At 66.0% G+C, this 20,759-nt stretch carries 16 protein-coding genes; all 16 read left to right on the top strand.

What is annotated here, in order from left to right; translation table 11 throughout:
- Positions 1-59: 59 nt before the first annotated feature.
- The 16 genes from AC6CDK_RS17060 to AC6CDK_RS17135 all read left to right on the top strand — a co-directional run bounded on the left by AC6CDK_RS17060 (position 60) and on the right by AC6CDK_RS17135 (position 20,734).
- Positions 60-1,100: an AI-2E family transporter gene (locus AC6CDK_RS17060; protein ID WP_066357158.1), complete on the top strand. Its 1,041-nt coding sequence runs from the start codon at positions 60-62 to the stop codon at positions 1,098-1,100.
- A gap of 3 nt (positions 1,101-1,103) precedes the next feature.
- On the top strand, positions 1,104-2,156 hold the full coding sequence (locus AC6CDK_RS17065; protein WP_039643517.1) for an AI-2E family transporter: 1,053 nt from the start codon (positions 1,104-1,106) through the stop codon (positions 2,154-2,156).
- A complete protein-coding gene (locus AC6CDK_RS17070) occupies positions 2,149-4,542 on the top strand; it encodes a heavy metal translocating P-type ATPase (protein ID WP_039643519.1) in 2,394 nt (797 codons plus the stop codon). The genes AC6CDK_RS17065 and AC6CDK_RS17070 overlap by 8 nt, the downstream gene beginning before the upstream one ends.
- Positions 4,543-4,567: 25 nt before the next feature.
- On the top strand, positions 4,568-4,981 hold the full coding sequence (gene msrB, locus AC6CDK_RS17075) for a peptide-methionine (R)-S-oxide reductase MsrB (RefSeq protein ID WP_039643520.1): 414 nt from the start codon (positions 4,568-4,570) through the stop codon (positions 4,979-4,981).
- Positions 4,978-5,754: an alpha/beta hydrolase gene (locus AC6CDK_RS17080; RefSeq protein ID WP_192905259.1), complete on the top strand. Its 777-nt coding sequence runs from the start codon at positions 4,978-4,980 to the stop codon at positions 5,752-5,754. The genes msrB and AC6CDK_RS17080 overlap by 4 nt, the downstream gene beginning before the upstream one ends.
- A 26-nt stretch (positions 5,755-5,780) precedes the next feature.
- Positions 5,781-7,220 carry a putative nucleotidyltransferase substrate binding domain-containing protein gene (locus AC6CDK_RS17085; RefSeq protein ID WP_066357160.1) on the top strand — a complete coding sequence of 480 codons (1,440 nt, stop codon included), beginning with the start codon at positions 5,781-5,783 and terminating at the stop codon, positions 7,218-7,220.
- A 127-nt stretch (positions 7,221-7,347) separates the two neighbouring features.
- On the top strand, positions 7,348-10,032 hold the full coding sequence (locus tag AC6CDK_RS17090) for a 2-oxoglutarate dehydrogenase E1 component (protein WP_192905258.1): 2,685 nt from the start codon (positions 7,348-7,350) through the stop codon (positions 10,030-10,032).
- Positions 10,033-10,110: 78 nt separating this feature from the next.
- The gene (gene odhB, locus AC6CDK_RS17095; protein WP_192905257.1) at positions 10,111-11,355 is read left to right on the top strand and encodes a 2-oxoglutarate dehydrogenase complex dihydrolipoyllysine-residue succinyltransferase; all 1,245 of its coding nucleotides are present in this window, start codon (positions 10,111-10,113) and stop codon (positions 11,353-11,355) included.
- Positions 11,345-12,133, top strand: a complete 789-nt coding sequence (locus tag AC6CDK_RS17100) for a tetratricopeptide repeat protein (RefSeq protein WP_226048270.1) — start codon at positions 11,345-11,347, stop codon at positions 12,131-12,133. Before odhB ends, AC6CDK_RS17100 begins: the two co-directional genes overlap by 11 nt.
- Positions 12,134-12,315: 182 nt before the next feature.
- Complete coding sequence (gene lpdA, locus AC6CDK_RS17105; RefSeq protein WP_192905256.1) at positions 12,316-13,734, top strand: dihydrolipoyl dehydrogenase; 1,419 nt, start codon at positions 12,316-12,318, stop codon at positions 13,732-13,734.
- Positions 13,735-13,849: 115 nt separating this feature from the next.
- On the top strand, positions 13,850-15,196 hold the full coding sequence (locus AC6CDK_RS17110; protein WP_192905255.1) for an IS5 family transposase: 1,347 nt from the start codon (positions 13,850-13,852) through the stop codon (positions 15,194-15,196).
- Positions 15,197-15,238: 42 nt separating this feature from the next.
- Positions 15,239-17,176, top strand: a complete 1,938-nt coding sequence (locus tag AC6CDK_RS17115; protein WP_192905254.1) for an aconitate hydratase — start codon at positions 15,239-15,241, stop codon at positions 17,174-17,176.
- Positions 17,177-17,178: 2 nt separating this feature from the next.
- Complete coding sequence (locus tag AC6CDK_RS17120) at positions 17,179-19,011, top strand: ATP-binding protein (RefSeq protein ID WP_192905253.1); 1,833 nt, start codon at positions 17,179-17,181, stop codon at positions 19,009-19,011.
- An 8-nt stretch (positions 19,012-19,019) separates the two neighbouring features.
- Positions 19,020-19,997 (top strand): pyruvate dehydrogenase (acetyl-transferring) E1 component subunit alpha, encoded by a 978-nt coding sequence (gene pdhA, locus AC6CDK_RS17125; RefSeq protein ID WP_039643537.1) that lies wholly within the window; start codon positions 19,020-19,022, stop codon positions 19,995-19,997.
- A gap of 133 nt (positions 19,998-20,130) precedes the next feature.
- On the top strand, positions 20,131-20,406 hold the full coding sequence (locus AC6CDK_RS17130) for a hypothetical protein (protein ID WP_039643539.1): 276 nt from the start codon (positions 20,131-20,133) through the stop codon (positions 20,404-20,406).
- Positions 20,387-20,734: a hypothetical protein gene (locus tag AC6CDK_RS17135; protein WP_039643542.1), complete on the top strand. Its 348-nt coding sequence runs from the start codon at positions 20,387-20,389 to the stop codon at positions 20,732-20,734. Before AC6CDK_RS17130 ends, AC6CDK_RS17135 begins: the two co-directional genes overlap by 20 nt.
- Positions 20,735-20,759: the final 25 nt, after the last annotated feature.

The raw sequence follows: 20,759 nt of genomic DNA on the forward strand, positions 1-20,759 counted from the left end.
CGGCGCCGAAGAGGAGGATTTCTGAGGTGCCGACCTCCGGCGCCCCACAGGAGCAGGCGATGGCTGACAAACAACCGGCGATGAACAGGGTCGTGGCGGCGCTGCTGGCGGGCGGGGCGCTGATCGCCGCAGGCTATGCGATCAGGCATACGGTCTCCTGCTTTCTCCTGTCCTTTGTCACCGCCTATCTCCTGGATCCACTCCTGGTGGCGATGGAGCGCCGCGGCGTGCGCCGCCCCTGGGGCATCCTCTTTCTCTACGCGCTTCTCGCGGTCTTTTCCGTCTTTTTCTTCATCGTGCTCGTGCCGTTTCTCAGCATGCGCTGGGAGGCGTTCATCGCCGGGCTCCCCGCCTATCTCCAGAAGGGCAAGCAGATCGTGCTCGCCTGGAAGAGCCGGACAGTCCCTCCCTATGCGGCGGATGAGTGGCGCTGGCTCTTCGAAACGGCCGCCGGCCAGGCCGACAAGCTGCTGGCCAAGCTCGGCGCCGGGGTCTACGCCGCGGCCGAGGGGCTCGTCTTCAATCTCTTCAACCTGGTGCTCGCGCCGATCCTCGTGTTCTTCATGCTCTGGTACAAGAAGGAGTTCATGGAGACAACGGCGGCGTGGCTCCCCGCGTCCCGCCGCGAGGTCATCCTGGCCCTGGGGCGGGAGGTCAACGGGAGCATCGGCGGCTATATCCGCGGCCAACTCATGGTCTCGGTCATCGTGGCGGTCCTGTCCACGGTGGCGCTCTTCGTCATCGGCATCGACTATCCCATCGTCAACGGCATCTTTGCTGGACTCGCCTCGGTCCTTCCCTTCATCGGGGTCATCCTGGCGACCCTGCCGCCCCTGTTTTTCGCCTATATCCAGTACGAGAGCGGCATGGTGCTCCTCCAGGTGCTCGCCGCCTTCTCGGTCATCTACTTCCTCGAGGGCTACCTGGTGAAGCCGCTGGTCTTCAAGGAGTCCATGGACCTGAACCCCCTGGTGACCATCATCGCGGTCATGGTGTTCGGCGAGCTCATGGGCTTCTGGGGCATCCTGCTGGCCATTCCCATTGCCGCTGCCGTGCGCGCCGCCGCCGACCACCTCCGCCGCGGCGATTTCCGGAGCTAGGCGGTGCGCCCCCGCGACGCGGCCCATATCACCTGGTCCCTGGCCATAACCTTCGGGCTGGTGCTCCTGGCGGGCCATTTCGCCGGCCACTCCCTGTCGGCGGTCCTCACCTCGCTGGTCATCGCCTATCTCCTCAATCCGGCCATGAAATTCCTGGAGGCCAGGGGGCTGGGGCGGCTGCCGGCCATTGCCGTGCTCTATCTCGCCATTGCCGTGGGGATCTTCCTGGCCCTGATCCTCCTGATCCCTTATCTCAGCCACCAGTTGGAGGCCTTCCCCCGGGCGGTCCCCCGTTACGTGGACAACCTGCAACTGGTCATGGAGACGTGGAAGGGGCGCCTCACTCCCTATTACGGCGGCGAGGAGGGGGCCTGGCTCATCGCCCGGGCCGAGGAGTCCCTGAAGAAGCTTGCCCTTGAGCTCACGGGCAAGGGATACCAGCAGCTCACGCGGGCCGTTTTCGGGCTCTTCAACCTGGTGCTCGCCCCGATCCTCGTCTTCTTCATGCTCTACTACAAGGATTTCGTGAAGGATCTGATTCTCCGGTTCGTTCCCCACCGGGAGCGGCCGTCGTTCCGGCAGGTGGGCGGGCGGATCAAGCATTCCCTGGAGCGCTTCATCCTGGCGCAGTTGCTGGACTGCCTTCTCGTGGGGATTCTGTCGGCCCTGGCCCTCTATGCCATCGGCATCGAGTTTCCCCTGCTCAACGGCCTGGTGGCGGGGTTCGCGTCGGTGGTCCCCTTCGCGGGGGTGATGGTGGCGGTGATCCCGCCGGCCCTGATCGGCTATGCGGAAACCGGCGACGTGTCGGTGATTCCCCTGGTCTGCGCGGCATATTTCGTGATCAGCGTTATCATAGAGGGAAACCTGATCAAGCCGCTCCTCATGCGGGGGACCTTGCGGCTCAACCCCCTGGCGGTTATCTTTGTCCTCATGGCCATGGGCGAGCTCATGGGCTTCTGGGGGGTCGTGCTGGCGGTGCCGGCGGCGGCAGTGGTGAAGATCTGCGCGGCCGAGCTGCGGGGATATCTGACGGAGGGACATCCGAATGCGTAAGGTCTTGTTACCCATCACCGGCATGAGCTGCGCCGGGTGCGCGGCCCGGATCGAGAAGGAACTGGGCGGCGTGGCGGGCATTGCCTCGGCCCTGGTCAACTTTGCCACTGCCGAGCTGTCCGTGGAGTTCGACGAGCGGGTGGTCGACGAGGATGCCGTGGCGGCGCGGGTGGAGGCCCTGGGCTACGGCGTGGTGCGCACGACGGCCGGGGAGCTGCGTTTCGGCGTGCGGGGGCTCCACTGCGCCTCCTGCGTGGCAAACCTGGAGAAAAAGCTCCTGGCCGACCCGGCCGTGTCCGCCGCCGTGGTGAACCTGGCCCAGGAGGAGGCCCTGGTCCGGTTCGATCCCTCCCGCCTGGGCAAGGCGGACATTTTCGCCCTGGTGGTGGCCGCGGGATACACCCCCGTGGAGCCCGAAGCAGAGGGGGGGGAGGCCGCCGCGGAGTTGAAGGGTCAGCGCAACTGGTTCATTGCCAGTCTTCTGCTCTCGCTTCCCATCATGGCCACCATGACCCTCCACGACAACCGGGCCGTGGGCTGGATGAACCTGGTCCTGGCCAGTGCGGTCCAGTTTTCGGCCGGCCTCACCTTCTACCGGGGGAGCTGGTTCGCCCTGAAAAACCGGAGCGCCAACATGGACGTGCTGGTGGCCCTGGGCACCTCGGCCGCCTATTTCTACTCCCTGTTCGCCTTTTTCGGGGCTTTTGGCGAGCATGGCGGCCACGTGTTCTTCGAAACCTCGGCCATGCTCATCGCCTTTATCCGCCTGGGCAAGTACCTGGAAGCCCGGGCCCGGGGCAAGGCGGGGGAAGCCCTGAAAAAGCTCCTGCGGCTCCAGGCGGACAAGGCGCGGCTGGTGACCGGCGACCAGGAGCGGGAAGTCCCCGCGTCGGCGGTGCGGCTGGGCGACCTGGTGCGGGTGCGGCCGGGCGAGACGATCCCCGTGGACGGGGAGGTGGTGGAGGGGACCTCGTCGGTGGACGAGTCCATGGTGACCGGCGAGTCGATCCCGGCGGACAAGGGGCCGGGGGCCGCGGTCACCGGGGCCACGGTGAACCGCAGCGGCGTGCTCCTGGTGCGGGCCACCAGGATCGGCGAGGAAACGCTCCTCTCCCAGATCGTGCGGATGGTGCGGGAGGCCCAGGCGGACAAGGCGCCGATCCAGCGGTTCGCCGACCGGGTGTCCGGGGTCTTCGTGCCGGTGGTGATCGCCCTGTCGGCCCTCACGTTCGCCCTCTGGTTCTGGGGGCTCCACCAGGAGTTCCTTTTTGCCTTCAAACTGGCCATTTCCGTGGTGGTCATCGCCTGCCCCTGCGCCATGGGCCTCGCCACCCCCACCGCCATCATGGTGGGGAGCGGGGTGGGGCTGTCGCGGGGGATTCTGGTCAAGCGGGGCTCGGTGCTGGAGAACATCTCCCGGGTCCAGGCGATTCTGCTGGACAAGACCGGCACCCTCACCCGAGGCGAACCCTCCCTCACCGACCTGGTGCCGGCGCCGGGGGTGACGGAAGAGCGCCTGCTGGCGGTGCTGGCCGCGGCCGAATCCCGCTCGAACCATCCCCTGGCCCAGGCGGCGGTGAGCGGTGCCGCCGGGCGGGGCGTGGTGCCGGCCCCGGTGGCCGACTACCGGGAGACCGAAGGGGGAGGCGTGGCCTGCGTCCTGGACGGCGAACCGGTCACGGCCGGCAGCGCCCGGTTCCTGGCCGGGGCGGGCATCGACACTTCGCCCCTGGAGCAGGCCGCATCCCGGCTGGCCGGGGAGGGGAAATCGCTCATCCTCGTGGCCGAAGCGGGACGCCTGCTGGGGGTGGCGGCCCTGGCCGACCGGCTCAAGGAGAGCTCACCCCGGGCCGTGGCCGAGCTGAAGCGGATGGGGATCGCCACCTGCATGATCACCGGCGACCACCGGGAGGTGGCGGCCGCCGTGGCCCGGGAGGCGGGGGTTGACAGCTTCGAGGCCGAAGTCCTGCCGGGCCGCAAGGAGGAAATCGTGCGGGAGTACCAGGCAAAGGGGTACTTCACTGCCATGGTGGGCGACGGGATCAACGATGCCCCGGCCCTGGCCCGGGCCGACGTTGGGATCGCCATCGGCGGCGGCACCGACGTGGCCAAGGAGACCGGCGACGTGATCCTGGTGCGGGACGACCTCATGGATGCCGTGCGCGCCATCCGCCTGGGGCGGGCGACCCTGGCCAAGGTGAAGCAGAATCTCTTCTGGGCCCTGTTCTACAACATCCTCGGCATCCCCGTGGCCGCCGGGGTCCTCTACTATCCGCTGGGGATCACGCTCCGGCCCGAATTCGCCGGGCTTGCCATGGCCTTTTCCTCGGTGTCGGTGGTGACCAACTCGATCCTGCTCCGCCGGGCGGGAAGGAAGCTGGGCTAAGGCGCAGGGAGCACGGAGGCGCATCATGAAAAGGAAGATCGAGAAAACCGATGCCCAGTGGCGCGGGCAGTTGACCCCGGAGCAGTACGAGGTCACCCGCCGCAAGGGGACCGAGCCGGCCTTCACCGGCGCCTACTGGGACTGCCACGACAGGGGGATCTACCGCTGCGTCTGCTGCGGCGCGCCCCTGTTCGATTCCGCGGACAAGTTCGACTCCGGCACCGGCTGGCCCAGCTTTACCGCCCCCGTGGACGGGGCCGGGGTAGAGAGCGAGGAGGACCGGAGTTTCTTCATGCACCGGACCGAGGTCCACTGCGCCTCCTGCGGCGCCCACCTGGGGCACCTGTTCCCGGACGGCCCGGCCCCCACCGGCCGGCGCTACTGCATCAACTCGGCCTCGCTCGTACTCGACCGGGCCGGCGAGGGGGAGAAGGAATGATCTCGCGCCGCCTCCGTTTTCCTGGCGGCCGCGGCGCGGAACTCGCCGGCATCCTCGATCTGCCGGAGGGGCGGGAACCGGTCGCCTTCGCCCTCTTTGCCCACTGCTTCACCTGCTCCAAGGAACTGAAGTCCGTGGTCGCCATCAACCGGGTGCTCACGGAGCAGGGGATCGGCGTGCTCCGCTTCGACTTCACGGGGCTCGGGGAGAGCGGGGGGGACTTCAGCGAAACCGGTTTCACCTCCACCGTGGACGATCTGCGGGCGGCGGCCTCGTTCCTGGAGCGCTCCCATGCCGCGCCCCGCCTGCTCATGGGCCATTCCCTGGGCGGCACCACCTGCCTTGCCGCGGCCGGAAGCATCGCGGGCTGCCGGGCGGTTGTGGTCATCGGCTCACCGGCGAGCCCGGAGGGGCTGCGCCACCTCTTCACCGGCAAGGAGGACGAACTGGCGCAGAACGGCTCGGCCCGGGTCATGGTGGCGGGCCGGCCATTCCGCCTCGGCCGGTCATTCCTGGACGACGTGACCGGCGTCCGCCTGGATGACACCATTGCCGCCCTCGGCGTGCCGCTCCTCATACTCCACGCCCCCGACGACCAGGTAGTTGGCTTCCACCATGCCGAGCGGATCTTCTCCCTGGCTCCCCAGCCCAGGAGCCTGGTAGCCCTGGACCGGGCCGACCATCTGCTCCTGGCCGAGGAGGACGCCCGCTATGCCGCCGGCATCATCGCCGCCTGGGCCGTCAGGTACCTGTCCCCCGGCCCTGGAGTCTGAGATCATCACTTCCTTGGAGTAGCGCCATGACCGAAGAAAACATCATGTTCCAGCCGGTAGGAACGTTCTGTCAGCGACAGGTGGTGACCTGTGCGCCCGGCGACCGGCTCGTGGACGTGGCCGCCACCATGAGTGAGCGCAACATATCCAGCGTGGTGGTCTGCAAGGGGGATACCCCGGCCGGGATTGTCACCGACCGGGACCTGCGGAACAAAGTCGTGGCCCGGGGCGCCGACTGCCACGCCATGACCGCCGGAATGATCATGAATGCTCCCCTCATAACGGTGGGTGAGGACGACTCTATCTTCGAGGCGCTGCATCGCATGTCGCGTCGCGGCATCCACCGGGTCTGCGTGGTGGACGGGGCCGGCCGCCTCACCGGGATAATCACCGATTCGGACATCCTGCGGCTCCAGAGCCGCTCCCCCCAGCAGATGGTCCGGGAGATCGAGGAGGCCTGCTCCGTGGCCGACCTGGAGAAACTCCACGTCCGGGTTCAGAACCTGGTGGTGCATCTCGCCGGAACAGGGGTGCCGACCAGGGACTTGGTCCGGATGATAGCTCACCTCAACGACCAGATCCTGGTGCGTCTCATAACGCTGCTGCGACGGGAGCGCTACCCCGACCTGACGGACCGCTTCGCCTTCATCGTGCTGGGGAGCGAGGGGCGCCAGGAGCAGACTCTCACCACCGACCAGGACAATGCCATTGTCTACGCCGACGACCTCTCTGAATCCGACGTCAGGCGCCTCGAAGCCTTTTCCCTCGACCTGATCGACAATCTCGTCGCCATCGGGGTTCCTCCCTGCCCCGGCGGCATCATGGCCCGAAACGAAGCCTGGCGCCGAAGCCTCAGCCAGTGGCGCGCAGTGCTGGATCAGTGGCTCTCGGCACCCACTCCGGAGAATATCCTCAACACCAGCATGTTCATGGACATGCGCTTAATCGACGGTGATCACTCCCTGGAGCAGGCGCTGAAACCCCACATCGTCGGCCGGCTTGCGGGCGACACCGCCTATCTGGCCCACATGGGCGCCAACGTGGTCCGGTTCACACCTCCCCTCGGCATGTTCGGCAGGATCAAGGTGGAGCGCAGCGGTGATCACCGGGGGCTTGTGGACCTGAAAAGGGCGGGAATCTTCGCCATCACTGAAGGGGTGAAGATCCTGGCCCTGGAGGCCGGACTCCTTCGGGGGGGGACGTGGGAGCGCCTCCAGTCCCTGGTCACGGCAGGCACGTTCACCGCCAAGGAAGCGGAGGACCTGGAGGAGAGCTTCAACTTCCTCGTCCTGTTGCGCCTGAGGGGCCAGGTGGAAGCCATTCGGCAGGGCCTCACGCCCACCAACCACATCCCCCTCGACCACCTCAACCGTATGGAGCAGGGCCGCCTGCGGCTCGCCTTCGAGGAGGTCCGTACCCTTCAGGCGTTCATGGCCCGCCGCTTCCGGCTCGATCTGTTTACCTGACGCTGCCGGCCCCGAGCCGGCCGACGCGCCTTTCCACCGATGTTCTGCCCCGCGTACGCCGGCCCGCTTTGAAACCACTCCCCCCTTTGTTATACTTATCCGCGTCACTTCAATCGAGGGCGCTGTCATGACTTTTGCCGCAGGGGCCGACCCCGAGTTCATCGAATCCCTTTTCCAATCCTGGCAGACCGATCCCGCGTCGGTTTCCGCCGAGTGGCGCGCATTCTTCGCCGGCTACGAACTGGGGCGCGGCGAGCCGCCGACCGAGTGCCCCACCCCCGAACTGGCCGCCAAGCAATCGGCGGTCGACTCCCTCATCTACCGCTACCGCGACCTGGGCCACCTGCTGGCCTGCACCGATCCCCTCTCTCCCTGCAAGCTGGAGCACCCGCTCCTGGCGCTGGAGCAGTACGACCTGGACGAGTCAGACCTGGACCGCACCTTCCGGGCGCGCCGTTTCCTCACGGCCGAGGCGACGCTGCGGGAGATTCTGGCAACGCTCCGGGAGACCTACTGCCGTTCCATTGGCGTGGAGTTCATGCACATCCAGGATCCCGCCGAACGGACCTGGCTCATCGAGCGGATGGAGCCGGTCCGGAACCGGCCGTCTTTTTCCCCGGACCAGAAACTGCACATCCTCGAGAAGCTCAGGGAAGCGTCCCTGTTCGAGGAATTCCTGCACCGGAAATTTCTGGGTCAGAAGCGCTTCTCGCTGGAAGGGGGAGAGGCGCTGATCCCGGCCCTGGACGCCGTGGTGGAGCGCGCGGCCCGGCTCGGCGTGGATGACCTGGTCCTGGGCATGGCCCACCGGGGGCGGCTGAACGTGCTGGCCACCATCATCGACAAGCCCCTGGAGAACATCTTTGCCGAGTTCGCCGATAACGTGGAACTGGCGTTCGTGGGGGACGGCGACGTGAAGTACCACAAGGGGTTCTCCAGCGACCGCCGGTTCGCCGACGGCAGCGCTATCCACCTGACCCTGGCCTTTAACCCCTCGCACCTGGAGGCGGTGGACCCGGTGGTGGAGGGGAAATGCCGGGCCCGCCAGGATGCCCGGGGGCCGGGGGGAGACAAGCGGGTCCTGCCGGTGCTGATCCACGGCGATGCCGCCTTCGCCGGCCAGGGGGTGGTGGCCGAGACCCTGAACCTGTCGCAGCTCGAAGGGTACCGGACCGGCGGCACCCTCCACATCGTCATCAACAATCAGATCGGCTTCACCACGATCCCGGCGGACGCCCGTTCGTCTCTCTACGCCACCGACACGGCCAAGATCGTGGCGGCGCCGGTGTTCCACGTCCACGGCGAAGATCCCGAGGCGGCAGTCCACGTGATGGAACTCGCCCTGGAGTACCGGCAGACCTTCGGCCGCGACGTGGTGGTGGAGATCATCTGCTACCGCCGGCACGGCCACAACGAGGGGGACGAGCCCTACTTCACCCAGCCGGTCATGTACGGCCGGATCAAGGACCGGCCGCCGGTCCACGAGCTCTACGCGGCCCGGCTGGCGGAGGAGGGGATTCCCCGGGACCGGCTCGACGCCATGACCGCAGCCATTGCCGCGCGGCTGGAAGAGTCCCTCGCTGCCCCGCCGCGCCCCGTGGCCGGCGGCTTCGAGGGGAAGTGGGGGGAGTACCGGCGGGACTATTCGCCCGCCAAGGTCGATACCGGCGTGGACCCGGCGCGGCTGCGGCACCTGGCCGAAGGGCTGGCCGGCGTGCCCGAGGGCTTTTCCGTCCACCCCAAGGTGGCAACCATCCTCCAGCGGCGGCTCAAGGCCGTGCAGGCGGGAGAGGGGATCGACTGGGGCAATGCCGAGACCCTGGCCTTTGGGACGCTTCTGGCCGAGGGAACCTCCATCCGCCTGTCCGGGGAGGATTCCCGGCGCGGCACCTTCGGCCACCGCCATGCGGTCCTCTACGACATGAATACCGAAGCGGTCCATGTGCCCCTGGACGGCGCCGCCGCCGGCAACGCGGTCTTTCGCGCCTGGGACAGCATGCTCTCCGAATTCGCGGTCCTGGGCTACGAATACGGCTATTCGGTCCAGTCGCCCGAGATGCTCGTCATCTGGGAGGCCCAGTTCGGCGACTTCGCCAACGGCGCCCAGGTCATCATCGACCAGTTCATCGCCGGCGGCGAGTCCAAGTGGGAGCGGGTGAGCGGCCTCGTCATGCTCCTTCCCCACAGCTACGAAGGGCAGGGGGCGGAGCATTCCAGCGCCCGCATCGAGCGCTACCTTCAACTCTGCGCCGACGACAACCTCCAGGTGGCCTACCCCTCCACCCCGGCCCAGCTCTTTCATCTGCTGCGACGGCAGGTGAAGCAGCCGTTCCGCAAGCCCCTGGTGGTTTTCACCCCCAAGAGCCTGCTGCGCCATCCCCGCTGCGTCTCCCGGTTGGAAGAGTTGTCCGGCGGCTGGTTCCGGGAGGTGATCCCCCCCGTTGCCGACCCTGAAAATATCCGGCGGCTCCTGCTCTGTTCCGGCAAGATCTACTACGAGTTGCTGGAGCGGATGGAGCGTGACGCGGTGGCCGACACGGCCATTGTCCGGATCGAACAGCTCTATCCCCTGCGGACCGACCTGTTGCGGGAGGCGGTGGCGCCCTTCCGGGGGGTCGATAGCGTCTCCTGGGTCCAGGAGGAGCCCCGCAACATGGGTGCCTGGAGCTTTCTCCGGCCCCACCTGGCTGATCTTTTCGGCCGCGAGCCCCGCTACGTGGGGCGGCCCGACAACGACGTGCCCGCCGTGGGGTCGCACCGGCTGCACGGCGTGGAGCAGGAACGGGTCGTCACGGAAGCGCTTGCGGTATAGGCGTTCCCCCTCACAGGGGGCCTGGTCACGCATCGTGATTGATGCTGACCGGCAGCACTGTTTCAACGGAGAGTTCCCATGGAAATCAAAATACCATCGGTGGGAGAATCGGTATTCGAGGCCCTGGTGGCCACGTGGCTTCGCCAGGACGGCGATGCGGTCCGCAAGGACGAGCCGGTCTGCGAGATCGAGACCGACAAGATCACCATGGAGCTTAACGCTGAGGCCGACGGGGTTCTCTCCATCGCGGTGCCGGCCGGGACCACGGTGAAGATCGGCACGGTCATCGGCACCATTCGCGAAGGCGCTGCCGCCCCTGGTGCCGAGTCGCCGGCCCCGGCACAGGCCGCTGCCGCCGCGCCCGCCGCAGCCCCCCCCTTTTCCCCGTCGGTGCGCAAAATGGCGCGGGAGCGGGGGATCAGCCCCGAGGCGGTGCCCGGTACCGGCCGGGGAGGGCGGGTGACAGTGGATGATCTCTTCTCCTTTGCCGAAAAGCGGGAGCAGGTGGCGCCGTCTCCGGCCCCTGCGCAGTCGGTGGCTCCGTCGCCGGCCGCTCCCCAGCCTCCCGCGCAGCAGCCCCGGCCACCGGCAGAACAGCCCCGCCAGTCCGAGCCGCTGGAGGCCGATCGCACCACCCGCACCCCCATGACCCCCATCCGCAAGCGGATCGCGGAACGTCTCATGGCGGCCCGCCAGCAGACCGCCATGCTCACTACCTTCAACGAGGCCGATCTGGGGCGCATCGTGGAGTTGCGTGCCCGCCACAAGGAGCAGTTCGCCAGGCGGCACGGGGTATCCCTGGGGTTCATGTCGTTCTTCGTCAAGGCCTGCGTGGAGGCCCTGAAAGCCTTTCCCCTGGTGAACGCCCGCATCGACGGCAACGACATCGTCCGGCACCACTACTACAACATCGGCATCGCCATCGGCGCGGACAAGGGGCTGGTGGTGCCGGTGCTCCGGGATGCGGATCGCCTCCATTTCTGGGAGATCGAACAGGCTATCGCCGCCTTTGTCGAAAAGATCAAAACCAACCGGCTCGAACTCTCGGACCTGGAGGGGGGCACCTTCTCCATAACCAACGGCGGGGTGTACGGATCGCTCCTCTCGACTCCCATCCTCAATCCGCCCCAGAGCGGGGTGCTCGGCATGCACGCCATTCAGGACCGTCCCGTGGCGCGGGACGGGCAGGTGGTCATCCGGCCCATGATGTACCTGGCCCTGTCCTACGACCACCGGATCATCGACGGCCGCGAAGCGGTGGGATTCCTGCGCACGGTGAAAGAGTATGTGGAAGATCCGGAGGAGCTGTTCCTTGAGGGGTAGGCTTGCGGTCATGGTGTGCCGGGTCGTGACGGCACTGGCCCTGTCGATGCTGGCGGTTGCGCCGGTGCCGGCCGCTTCCCGTGCGGCAAAGGGCACAAAGGCCGCAAAGGCTGCCAACGGGTATGCCGCCACCCAGGCCGCGGCCCGGCGAGGGGATGCCAAAGCGGCCTTCAGGCTCGCGCTGATGCACCTGGACGGCAGCGGGGCGCCGCGCAAGCCGACAGAGGCGGCGCGGTACATGAAAATGGCGGCCGAGCGCGGCCACGCGCGGGCCCAGTACTATCTGGGCACCTTCTACCACGAGGGGACCGGGGTCAAGCGCGACAGCGCGGCCGCGGCCCTCTGGATCGGCAAGGCGGCCGCGGGGGGCGATGCCGAGGCCCAGTACGCGTACGGCATGGTCCTCCTCTCCGGTGACGGCGTGCCCGTGGACAAGGTGCGGGCCATCGAGTGGCTGGGCAAGGCATCCCGCCAGGGGAACGAAGGCGCCCGGGACGTGCTCCAGGAGCTGGTCGCCTTCCAGGGACGGCCGACGGAAATCCGCGCCCTGGAGCCGAGCATTTCCGCCGCCGGCCCCGCTCACCGGCCGGAGGCGGGCACCACGGGGGCGCGCCTCGAAGGCAAGGGGGTAGTCCTGGACCAGGGCGAGTTCAGCCTCAAGTTCTCCATGCCCGGACTGGGAAACACCGGCGATCCCTACCGGACCACGACCGACGAGAAGCTCTGGGAGCATCTGCAGGGGGGGAGCTTCGAGATCATCTACCGGCTAGGGAAGTAGCCGGGCTGTGTCGCCGATGGTTCGCGGAGGGGGCGACGTTTCAACTGGCTGAGGTCGTGACATGTTCACCCCCCTGCTCGCGTTGCTCGCTTCCCCCCTACAAAGTAGGGGGGATTGAGGGGGGTGCTCTGTGCTTAACGGTTTTTTCAGGATAACTCTACTTCGCTCCGGGAGGATTTCCCATGGCTGACCAAACCTTCGACCTCATCGTCATCGGCGCCGGACCCGGCGGCTACGTGGCCGCCATCAGGGCGGCCCAGCTCGGCATGACCGTGGCGGTGGCGGAACAGCGCGAAACCCTCGGCGGGGTCTGCCTCAACGAGGGGTGCATCCCCAGCAAGGCGCTCCTGGACTCATCGGAGCTCTTTGCCCAGGCCCGGGACGGCTTTGCCGGCCACGGCATCCTGATTGACCCCCCGCGGCTCGACCTGGCGCGGATGATGGCCCGCAAGGACGATGTGGTGAAAAAGCTCACCGACGGCATCGCCTATCTCTTCAAGAAGAACCGGATAACCTGGCTGAAGGGGGCGGCCCGCCTGGCGGGCAGGAACGGCGACCTCCTGCGGGTGGAGGTGGGCGGCAACGGCACCGCGCCCGCGCACCTGCTGGAAGCCGGCAAGGTGCTCCTTGCCACCGGCAGCGAGGCGGTGCCGGTACCGGGCCTCGCCTTTGACGGGGAGACCGTGGTCTCGGCCCGGGAGGCCCTGGCCTTCGACCGGGTGCCGGAGCATCTGCTGGTGGTGGGGGCCGGCTACATCGGGCTGGAGCTGGGGTCGGTCTGGCGCCGGCTCGGCAGCCAGGTGACCGTGGTGGAGGTGCTGGCCAAGCCGCTCCCCGCCACCGACGGCCAGGTGGCCGACGCCCTGGTGCGCTCCCTGAAGAAGCAGGGGATCTCCTTCCGCATGGAGACACGGGTGACCGGCATCGAGAAGCGGGAGGGCAAGGCCGTGGTCACGGTGGAATCGTCCGCCGGCGGGCGCGACGCCATCGCCTGCGACCGGGTCCTGGTGGCCGCCGGCCGCCGCCCCGTCATGGCCGGGCTCGGCCTCGAACCCTTCAATCTCGCCATGGAGGGAGGGCGCATCCGGGTAGATGGCAACTACCTGACCTCGGCTCCGGGGATCTACGCCATCGGCGACCTGATCCACGGACCCATGCTCGCCCACAAGGCCATGGCCGAGGGGGAGGTTTTCGCCGAACGCCTGACCGGCGAGGCGTCGGTCGTGGACTATGAATACATCCCTGGTATCGTGTATACGTGGCCCGAGGCGGCCGGCGTCGGCCTGACCGAAGAGCAGCTCAAGGGGCAGGGGATTCCCTATGCCGCGGGCCGGTTCAATTTCATGGCCAACGGCCGGGCCCGCTGCATGGGGGAAACCGAAGGGTTCGTGAAGATCCTGGCCAAGCCCGACACGGGCCGGGTCCTGGGCATCCATGTGGTCGGCCCCCGCGCCTCGGACCTCATCACCGAGGCGGTCACCGTCATGACCTACGGCGGCAGCGCCGCGGACATCGCCATGACCTTCCACGCCCACCCGACCCTGGCCGAGGCCATGAAGGAAGCGGCCCTGGACGTGGAGAAGCGGGCGATACATGCGTAACTAAGGAGTCGTCCCTGAAAAAGTGTAACCATCTGATGTTATTGATATAAATTGCGATTATTGTGTGATAAAATCACCAGAAATTGAATCAACACTCTCAAAACCTGGTGATTTCATGAAACCAAAAACAAGCGCCACCGGCCAGGAGGATCTGTTTCGCTCCCGACTCGATCAGATCCTTAACAACCGCCATCCTCTGTTTCGCCTGGCCAACACCATCGACTGGTCGGTCTTTGACAAGGAGTTCGGTCCCCTCTACGTCGCAAAAGCCGGGCGGCCGGGTCTGCCGATCCGTTTGCTGGTAGGGCTGCACTACCTCAAGCATGCCTACAATGTGAGTGATGAGACGGTGGTAGCCCAGTTCATCGAAAATGGTTACTGGCAGTACTTCTGCGGCTTCGAACACTTCCAGCACCAGTTCCCGCTCGATCCGACCACCCTGGTCAAGTGGCGCAAGCGCATCGGCCCCCAGGGGATGGAGAAACTGCTCCAGGTGACCATCGAGACGGCCAAGGGCAAAGAGTACGTGACCGAAAAAGACCTGGATCGGGTCAACGTCGACACCACGGTCCAGGAAAAGGCCATCGCCTTTCCGACCGACGCCCGGCTTTACCACAAGGCCCGGCGCATTCTGGTGCGGCTCGCCAAAAGAGGCGGCATCGAGCTTCGCCAGAGTTACGAGCGACTGGGCAAGCGGGCCTTCATCATGCAGGGTCGCTACAGCCATGCCCGGCAGGCGAAGCGGGCCAAGCGGGAACAAAAGCGGCTACGTCTGTTCCTTGGCCGCGTGATCCGCGACATCGAACGCAAATGCGAGGCTCCGGCCCCTTTGCTGGCCACCATGCTGGAGCGGGCGAAGCGGATCTTTGGCCAGAAGCGAAACGACACGAACAAACTCTACAGCATGCAGGCCCCCGAAGTGGAATGCATCGCCAAGGGCAAGGCCCACAAGAAATACGAGTTTGGCTGCAAGGTATCGCTGGTGAGCACCTCAGAGAACAGCTGGATCGTGGGCGTCCAAGCCGTCCATGGCAACCCGTATGACGGGCATACCCTGAAAGACGCGCTCGATCAGGCACAGGCCATCAGTGGCTGGCGCCCTCAGCATGCTTATTGCGACAAAGGCTACAAAGGCGCCCCAACAACCCTTGCCAACACTGAGATTCATCTGGCCAACAAGAAAGAGAAGAGCATGAAGGCCAGCGCCTGGAAATGGTACCGCAGGCGCAGCGGCATCGAGCCGATTATCGGCCACGTAAAGCAAGACCACCGGATGGACCGCAACTACCTCAAGGGCGAAGAAGGCGACAAAATCAACGCCATCCTGGCCGGGTGCGGCTTCAACATCAGGAAGCTCCTCAGAGCTATCCTTTTATGGCTTTTCAAAGAGCGATTCAGGGGCATCAATCTGAATCTTATGGACCTGCTGGAGTGCTTTCCCCGTCGGGTTCAGACCAACTGAGACCATTTGGGGACTTTTTCAGGGACGACTAAGGAGAGTTCCATGGGCAAGAACCTCGCGACGAAGATCCTCGAAGCGCACCTGGTCACGGGTGAACTGAAACCGGGCGCCGAGATCGCGCTCAGGATCGACCACGCGCTCCTCCAGGACGCCACCGGCACCATGGCCATGCTGGAGTTCATCGCCATGGGAGTGGACCGGGTCAAGGTGGAACTGGCGGCCCAGTACATCGACCACAACCTGCTCCAGACCGACAACCGCAACGCCGACGACCACGTCTTCCTCATGACCGCGGCCCAACGGTTCGGCATCCACCTCTCCAAGCCGGGGAACGGGGTCTCCCACCAGGTGCACCTGGAGCGCTTCGGCGTGCCGGGCAAGACCATGCTCGGGGCCGACTCCCACACCACGTCGGCCGCCGGGCTCTCCATGGTCGCCATCGGCGCCGGCGGGCTCGACGTCTCCCTGGCCATGGCGGGGCACCCGTTCCACCTCCCCTGTCCGAAGATCTGGGGAGTGAAGCTCACGGGACAGCTCCAGCCCTGGGTCTCGGCCAAGGACGTGATCCTGGAGATGCTCCGGCGCCACACCGTGAAGGGGGGCGTGGGCACGATCATCGAGTACTACGGCCCCGGCGTGGCGACCCTCTCGGCCACCGATAGGGCCATCATCGGCAACATGGGGGCGGAGTTGGGGGCCACCACCTCCCTGTTCCCCTCGGACCACCGGACCCGCGAGTTCCTGGAGGCCCAGGGCCGCGCTGAGGTGTGGCAGGAGCTTGCCGCCGACCCGGACGCCGCCTACGACGAGTACGAGGAAATCGACCTCGCCACGGTGGAGCCCCTCATCGCCTGCCCCTCGTCGCCGGACAACGTGGTGCGGGTGGCCGACATCGAAGGGCTCAAGGTGGATCAGGTGCTCGTGGGGAGTTCCGCCAACTCCGCCTTCCGGGACCTGATGACCGTCTGCCGCATCCTGGACGGCCGACGCGTCGCCTCTCACGTCTCCTTCAACGTGAATCCGGGCAGCCGCCAGGTGCTGGAGAACGTGGCCGATCAAGGCGGAATCATGATGCTCCTCCTGGCCGGGGCCCAGATCCACCAGCCCGGCTGCCTCGGTTGCATCGGCATGGGGCAGGCGCCGGGCACCGGCCAGGTGAGCCTGCGCACCTTCCCCCGCAACTTCCCCGGCCGCAGCGGCACCAAGAATGACCGGGTCTACCTCTGTTCCCCCGAAACTGCCGCCGCCGCAGGCATCTTCGGCATGGTCACCGACCCCCGCAAGCTGGGCGACCTCATGGCGTGGCCCAACGTGCAGAACCCCGCCAAATACGTGCTGGACGACTCCAGCATCATCTTCCCCCTGTCGCCCGCGGAGGCGAGGCAGGTGGAGATCGTCACCGGCCCCAACATCGTCCCGTTCCCGGACTTCGATCCGTTGCCGGACACCCTGGAGGCCGAGGTCATCCTCACGGTGGGTGACAACATCTCCACCGACACCATCATGCCGGCGGGCAACAAGGTGCTGCCGTACCGGAGCAACATCCCGGCCATCAGCCAGTTCGTGTTCGAGCAACTGGACCCCGAGTTCCACACGCGGGCAAAGGAAAAGGGGTGCGGCGCGGTCATCGGCGGCGAGAACTACGGCCAGGGATCGAGCCGGGAGCACGCGGCCCTGGCGCCGCGCTACCTGGGCATCCGGGCCAAGATCGTCAAGAGCTTCGCCCGGATCCACAAGGCCAACCTGGTCAACTTCGGCATCCTGCCGCTCACGTTCAAGAACCCCGCCGACTATGACCTCCTGAAGCAGGGGGACCGGCTGGAGTTCCCCGACGTGCGGCGGCTCGTGGCCTCCGGGGCCGTGGAGATCCCGGTGCGGGCGGGCGGGAAGGAAATCGTCACCCTGCTGGACGTCTCGGACAGGCAGCGGCAGGAACTGCTGGCCGGCGGGACGCTGAACTACGTGAAGCGGAGCGCCTGATCATGGCCGGGCGTGGACGTGCCCGTGGCCTGTCGATCCTGTCCGCGTTCGCGCTGATTACGGTGCTCGTCGTCATTCTGGCGGCAACCGGGGGCTCCCGCGCCGAATCCGGCGCCGTGTCCCTGACCCCCGAGGAGCGGGCGTGGCTCAACGCCCATCCGGTCATCAAGCTCGCCCCGGACCCCGACCTCAAGCCCATCGAATATTTCGACGAAAACGGCGTCTACCGGGGGGCCGCGGCAGACCACATCCACACCCTGGAGAAGAAACTCGGCATCAGGATAACCATCGTCCACCTGCAAAACTGGGACGAGGTCATGGATGCCTTCAAGCGGCACGAGGTGGACCTGCTCGGGGCAGTGGAAGCCACTGAGGACCGGGGGCGGTACATGCTGTTCACCGATCCCCTCGTGGTGGTCCCCGGCGGGATCTTCTCGGCCAGGGAGTTCGGCAAGCCCCTTGCCATCAAGGATCTGCAGGGGCTGAAGGTGGCCGTGGTCTCCAACTACATGGCCCACGACTACCTGCGAAACGCCTATCCGCAGATCAGCCTGGACGTCGTGCCGGATGTCTCCACGGGGCTGGCCAAGGCATCTCTGGGGATGGTGGACGTCTACGTGGAAAACATGGCCAACGCCACCTTTTACCTCCAGGAGGCGGGGATAACCAACCTCCGGCTCGTGGGAAAGACCGATTTCATGTACCGCTGGGGGATCGGCGTCCGCAAGGACTGGCCCATGATGCGGCAGATCCTCAACAAGGGGCTGGCAGCCCTGAGCGAGGAAGAGAAGGCGGCCCTCATCGGGCGCTGGATTCATGTGAAGGCTCCGCCGTGGCGGCCCAGTTGGGCGTTCGTGGCCGGCGTGCTGGCTTCAGTTGCGGGCGTTCTGCTGGTTGCGGCGGTGTTGATCAACCTGACGCTCAAGAGCAAGGTGAGTGCGCGGACCGCGGAACTGCAGCGTGAACTGGCGGAGCGCCAGAGGCTGGAACAAGAGCTTACCCGCCTGAACGAGCAACTGGAGGAGCGGGTCAGGGAGCGGACCGCCGAGCTGGAACGCCAGGTGACCGACCGCCGGCGGGCCGAGGAGGCGCTCCAGCAGCTCACCGCCGGGCTGGAACAGCGGGTGAGGTCACGCACTGCCGAACTGGAGGCGTCCAACCGGGAACTGGAATCGTTCACCTTCGCGGTGTCCCATGACCTGCGGGCGCCGGTGCGACACATCAGCGGCTATGCCGAGATACTCAACGAGGAGCTTGAGGCCAGGGAGTACCACTACGCGGGCGGCTATCTCGCCCGGATAATGGTCTCCTGCCGGCGGATGCAGGAGATGATCGACTCGCTCCTGGCCCTTTCCCAGATAAGCCGGAAAGAGCTCCAGTGCAAACAGGTGGATCTGAGCGCCATTGCCCGGCAGATCATGGCGGAAATGCGCGAGGCCGAGCCCCATCGCCGCGTGGACGCGGCCATCGCCGACGGGGTCGCGGCCACGGGCGATCCGGCCCTGCTGCGGAGCGTCATTGAAAACCTGCTGCACAATGCCTGGAAATACACCGGCAGGAAAGAGGTGGCGCACATCGAGTTCGGCGTCGACACCAGTGGCGGTGAACCCGTCTACTACGTCCGCGACGACGGGGCCGGTTTTGATGCCGCATACGCAGGCAAACTGTTCACCCCCTTCCAGCGGCTCCACACCGATGCCGAATTTGCCGGCACCGGGGTCGGCCTCGCCACGGTGCAACGGATTATCCACCGGCACGGCGGCAGGGTCTGGGCCTTCTCCGAGCCGGGCCGGGGGGCATGCTTCTTCTTTACCCTGAATACCGAATCCGCATGAGGTGAATCATGGCAACCACGCTCCGCGCCATTCTTCCCGATTCCGAACTGCTGAAGATGCACGAACAGATGGTCCTCTCCCGCGAATTCGAGGAATCGTGCGCCGAACAGTACACCAAGGGGCACATCACCGGCTTCCTCCACCTCTACAGCGGCCAGGAGGCGGTGGCGGTGGGCGCCACCGCGGCGCTGCGCAAGGACGACTACATCCTGTCCGCCTACCGGGAGCACGCCCAGGCCATCATCCGGGGGGCCGAGCCGCGGCGGGTCATGGCCGAGCTCTTCGGCAAGGCCACCGGCTTGTGCAAAGGGAAGGGGGGCTCCATGCACCTCTTCGCCCCGAGCCTCGCCTTCATGGGAGGCTACGCCATCGTCGGCGGCCAGTTCCCCATTGCCGTGGGGCTTGCCTTCGCCTCCAAGTACCGCAATGAACAGCGGATCTCTGCCTGCTTCTTCGGCGACGGCGCCGTGAACCAGGGCACCTTCCACGAATCCCTCAACTGGGCCCGGCTCTGGGAGCTGCCGGTCCTGTTCATCTGCGAGAACAACTTCTACGGCATCGGTACCGCCGTCTCCCGGGCCTCGGCCCTCTCCGACATCCACAAACGGACCTGCGGCTACGACATCCCCTCCGTGCGGGTGGACGGCATGGACGTCATGGCGGTGTACGAGGCCGTCAAGTGGGGCGCCGAGTGGGTCAGGGAGCACAGCCGGCCCTACCTGATCGAGGCCATGACCTACCGCTTCCGGGGTCACTCCATGGCCGACCCCGGCAAGTACCGCAGCGCCGCCGAAGTGGAGCTCTGGAAAAGCCGCGACCCGATCCCGAACTTCGAGAAACGCCTGGTGGAAGAAGGCATCGCCACCGAGGCTGAACTGGCCGCCGTGCTGGAGAAATGCCGGGGCGTCGTGGCCGATGCCGTGGCATTTGCCGAGGAATCGCCGTGGCCGGAGGATGATGAGGTCTGGGCGGATATTTATGTGTGAAGGGCTCGGCCCTGTGTGCCCGTAGCGTAGTGTTGTGTGGAAATGATGGGCAGCCTTTTCGACAACCGGATATCTTGTTGGGTGATATGCGGTGATGTATATTGGTATCATTGATACCAGGGAGGTGGAATGTATGGGACGCAGCAAACAACTGGGGCTCAGGCTCGATGAAGCCGACAGCATGAACCTGAAGCGGATTGCCCAGCGGGAAGGGCGCAATGAACAGGATGTGCTCCGGGATTCGTTGCGGATGTATGTGCGGCACGCCGACGAACGGCAGGAGTTCTTCGATTCTGTTGAGCGAGGCTGGTACGAACTTCGTTCCGGCCTGGGGACTGTCGTTGCGGAAGGGGATGAATTCTTCGATTCCATGAGGAAAGAGCTGCGGAATGGCAAAACGCCCGCTTAAGCGTTCGCTGGAATATCAGGCCCGGGTTCGGCGGTATGCGGAGAATTTGGCGGAGCGCTACCGGGTAGAAGTTGCGGAGATGTTTCTGGAGCGTATTGAAGCGGCAGAAAGGCTCCTTTACGACAATAACTTTGCCGGCACCGATTCACCCTATCTGCTTGCCGGTCAGCAGGTGGTGCTTAAAGAGTTGTATATCGATTCAGGTCCGGTGAAATACTGCCTTATCTATGAACTGACAGAAGAGTACGTGGGCCTTGTTTCGCTATGGCATGGACTGGGCTCGCGAAAAACCGACATGCTTGTTCGGTTGTGGGGAACGAACAGGTAGAAATGTTTCAGTAGGAGGGATGAGC

This window comes from Geobacter sp. PheSNFMC (assembly GCF_059620965.1).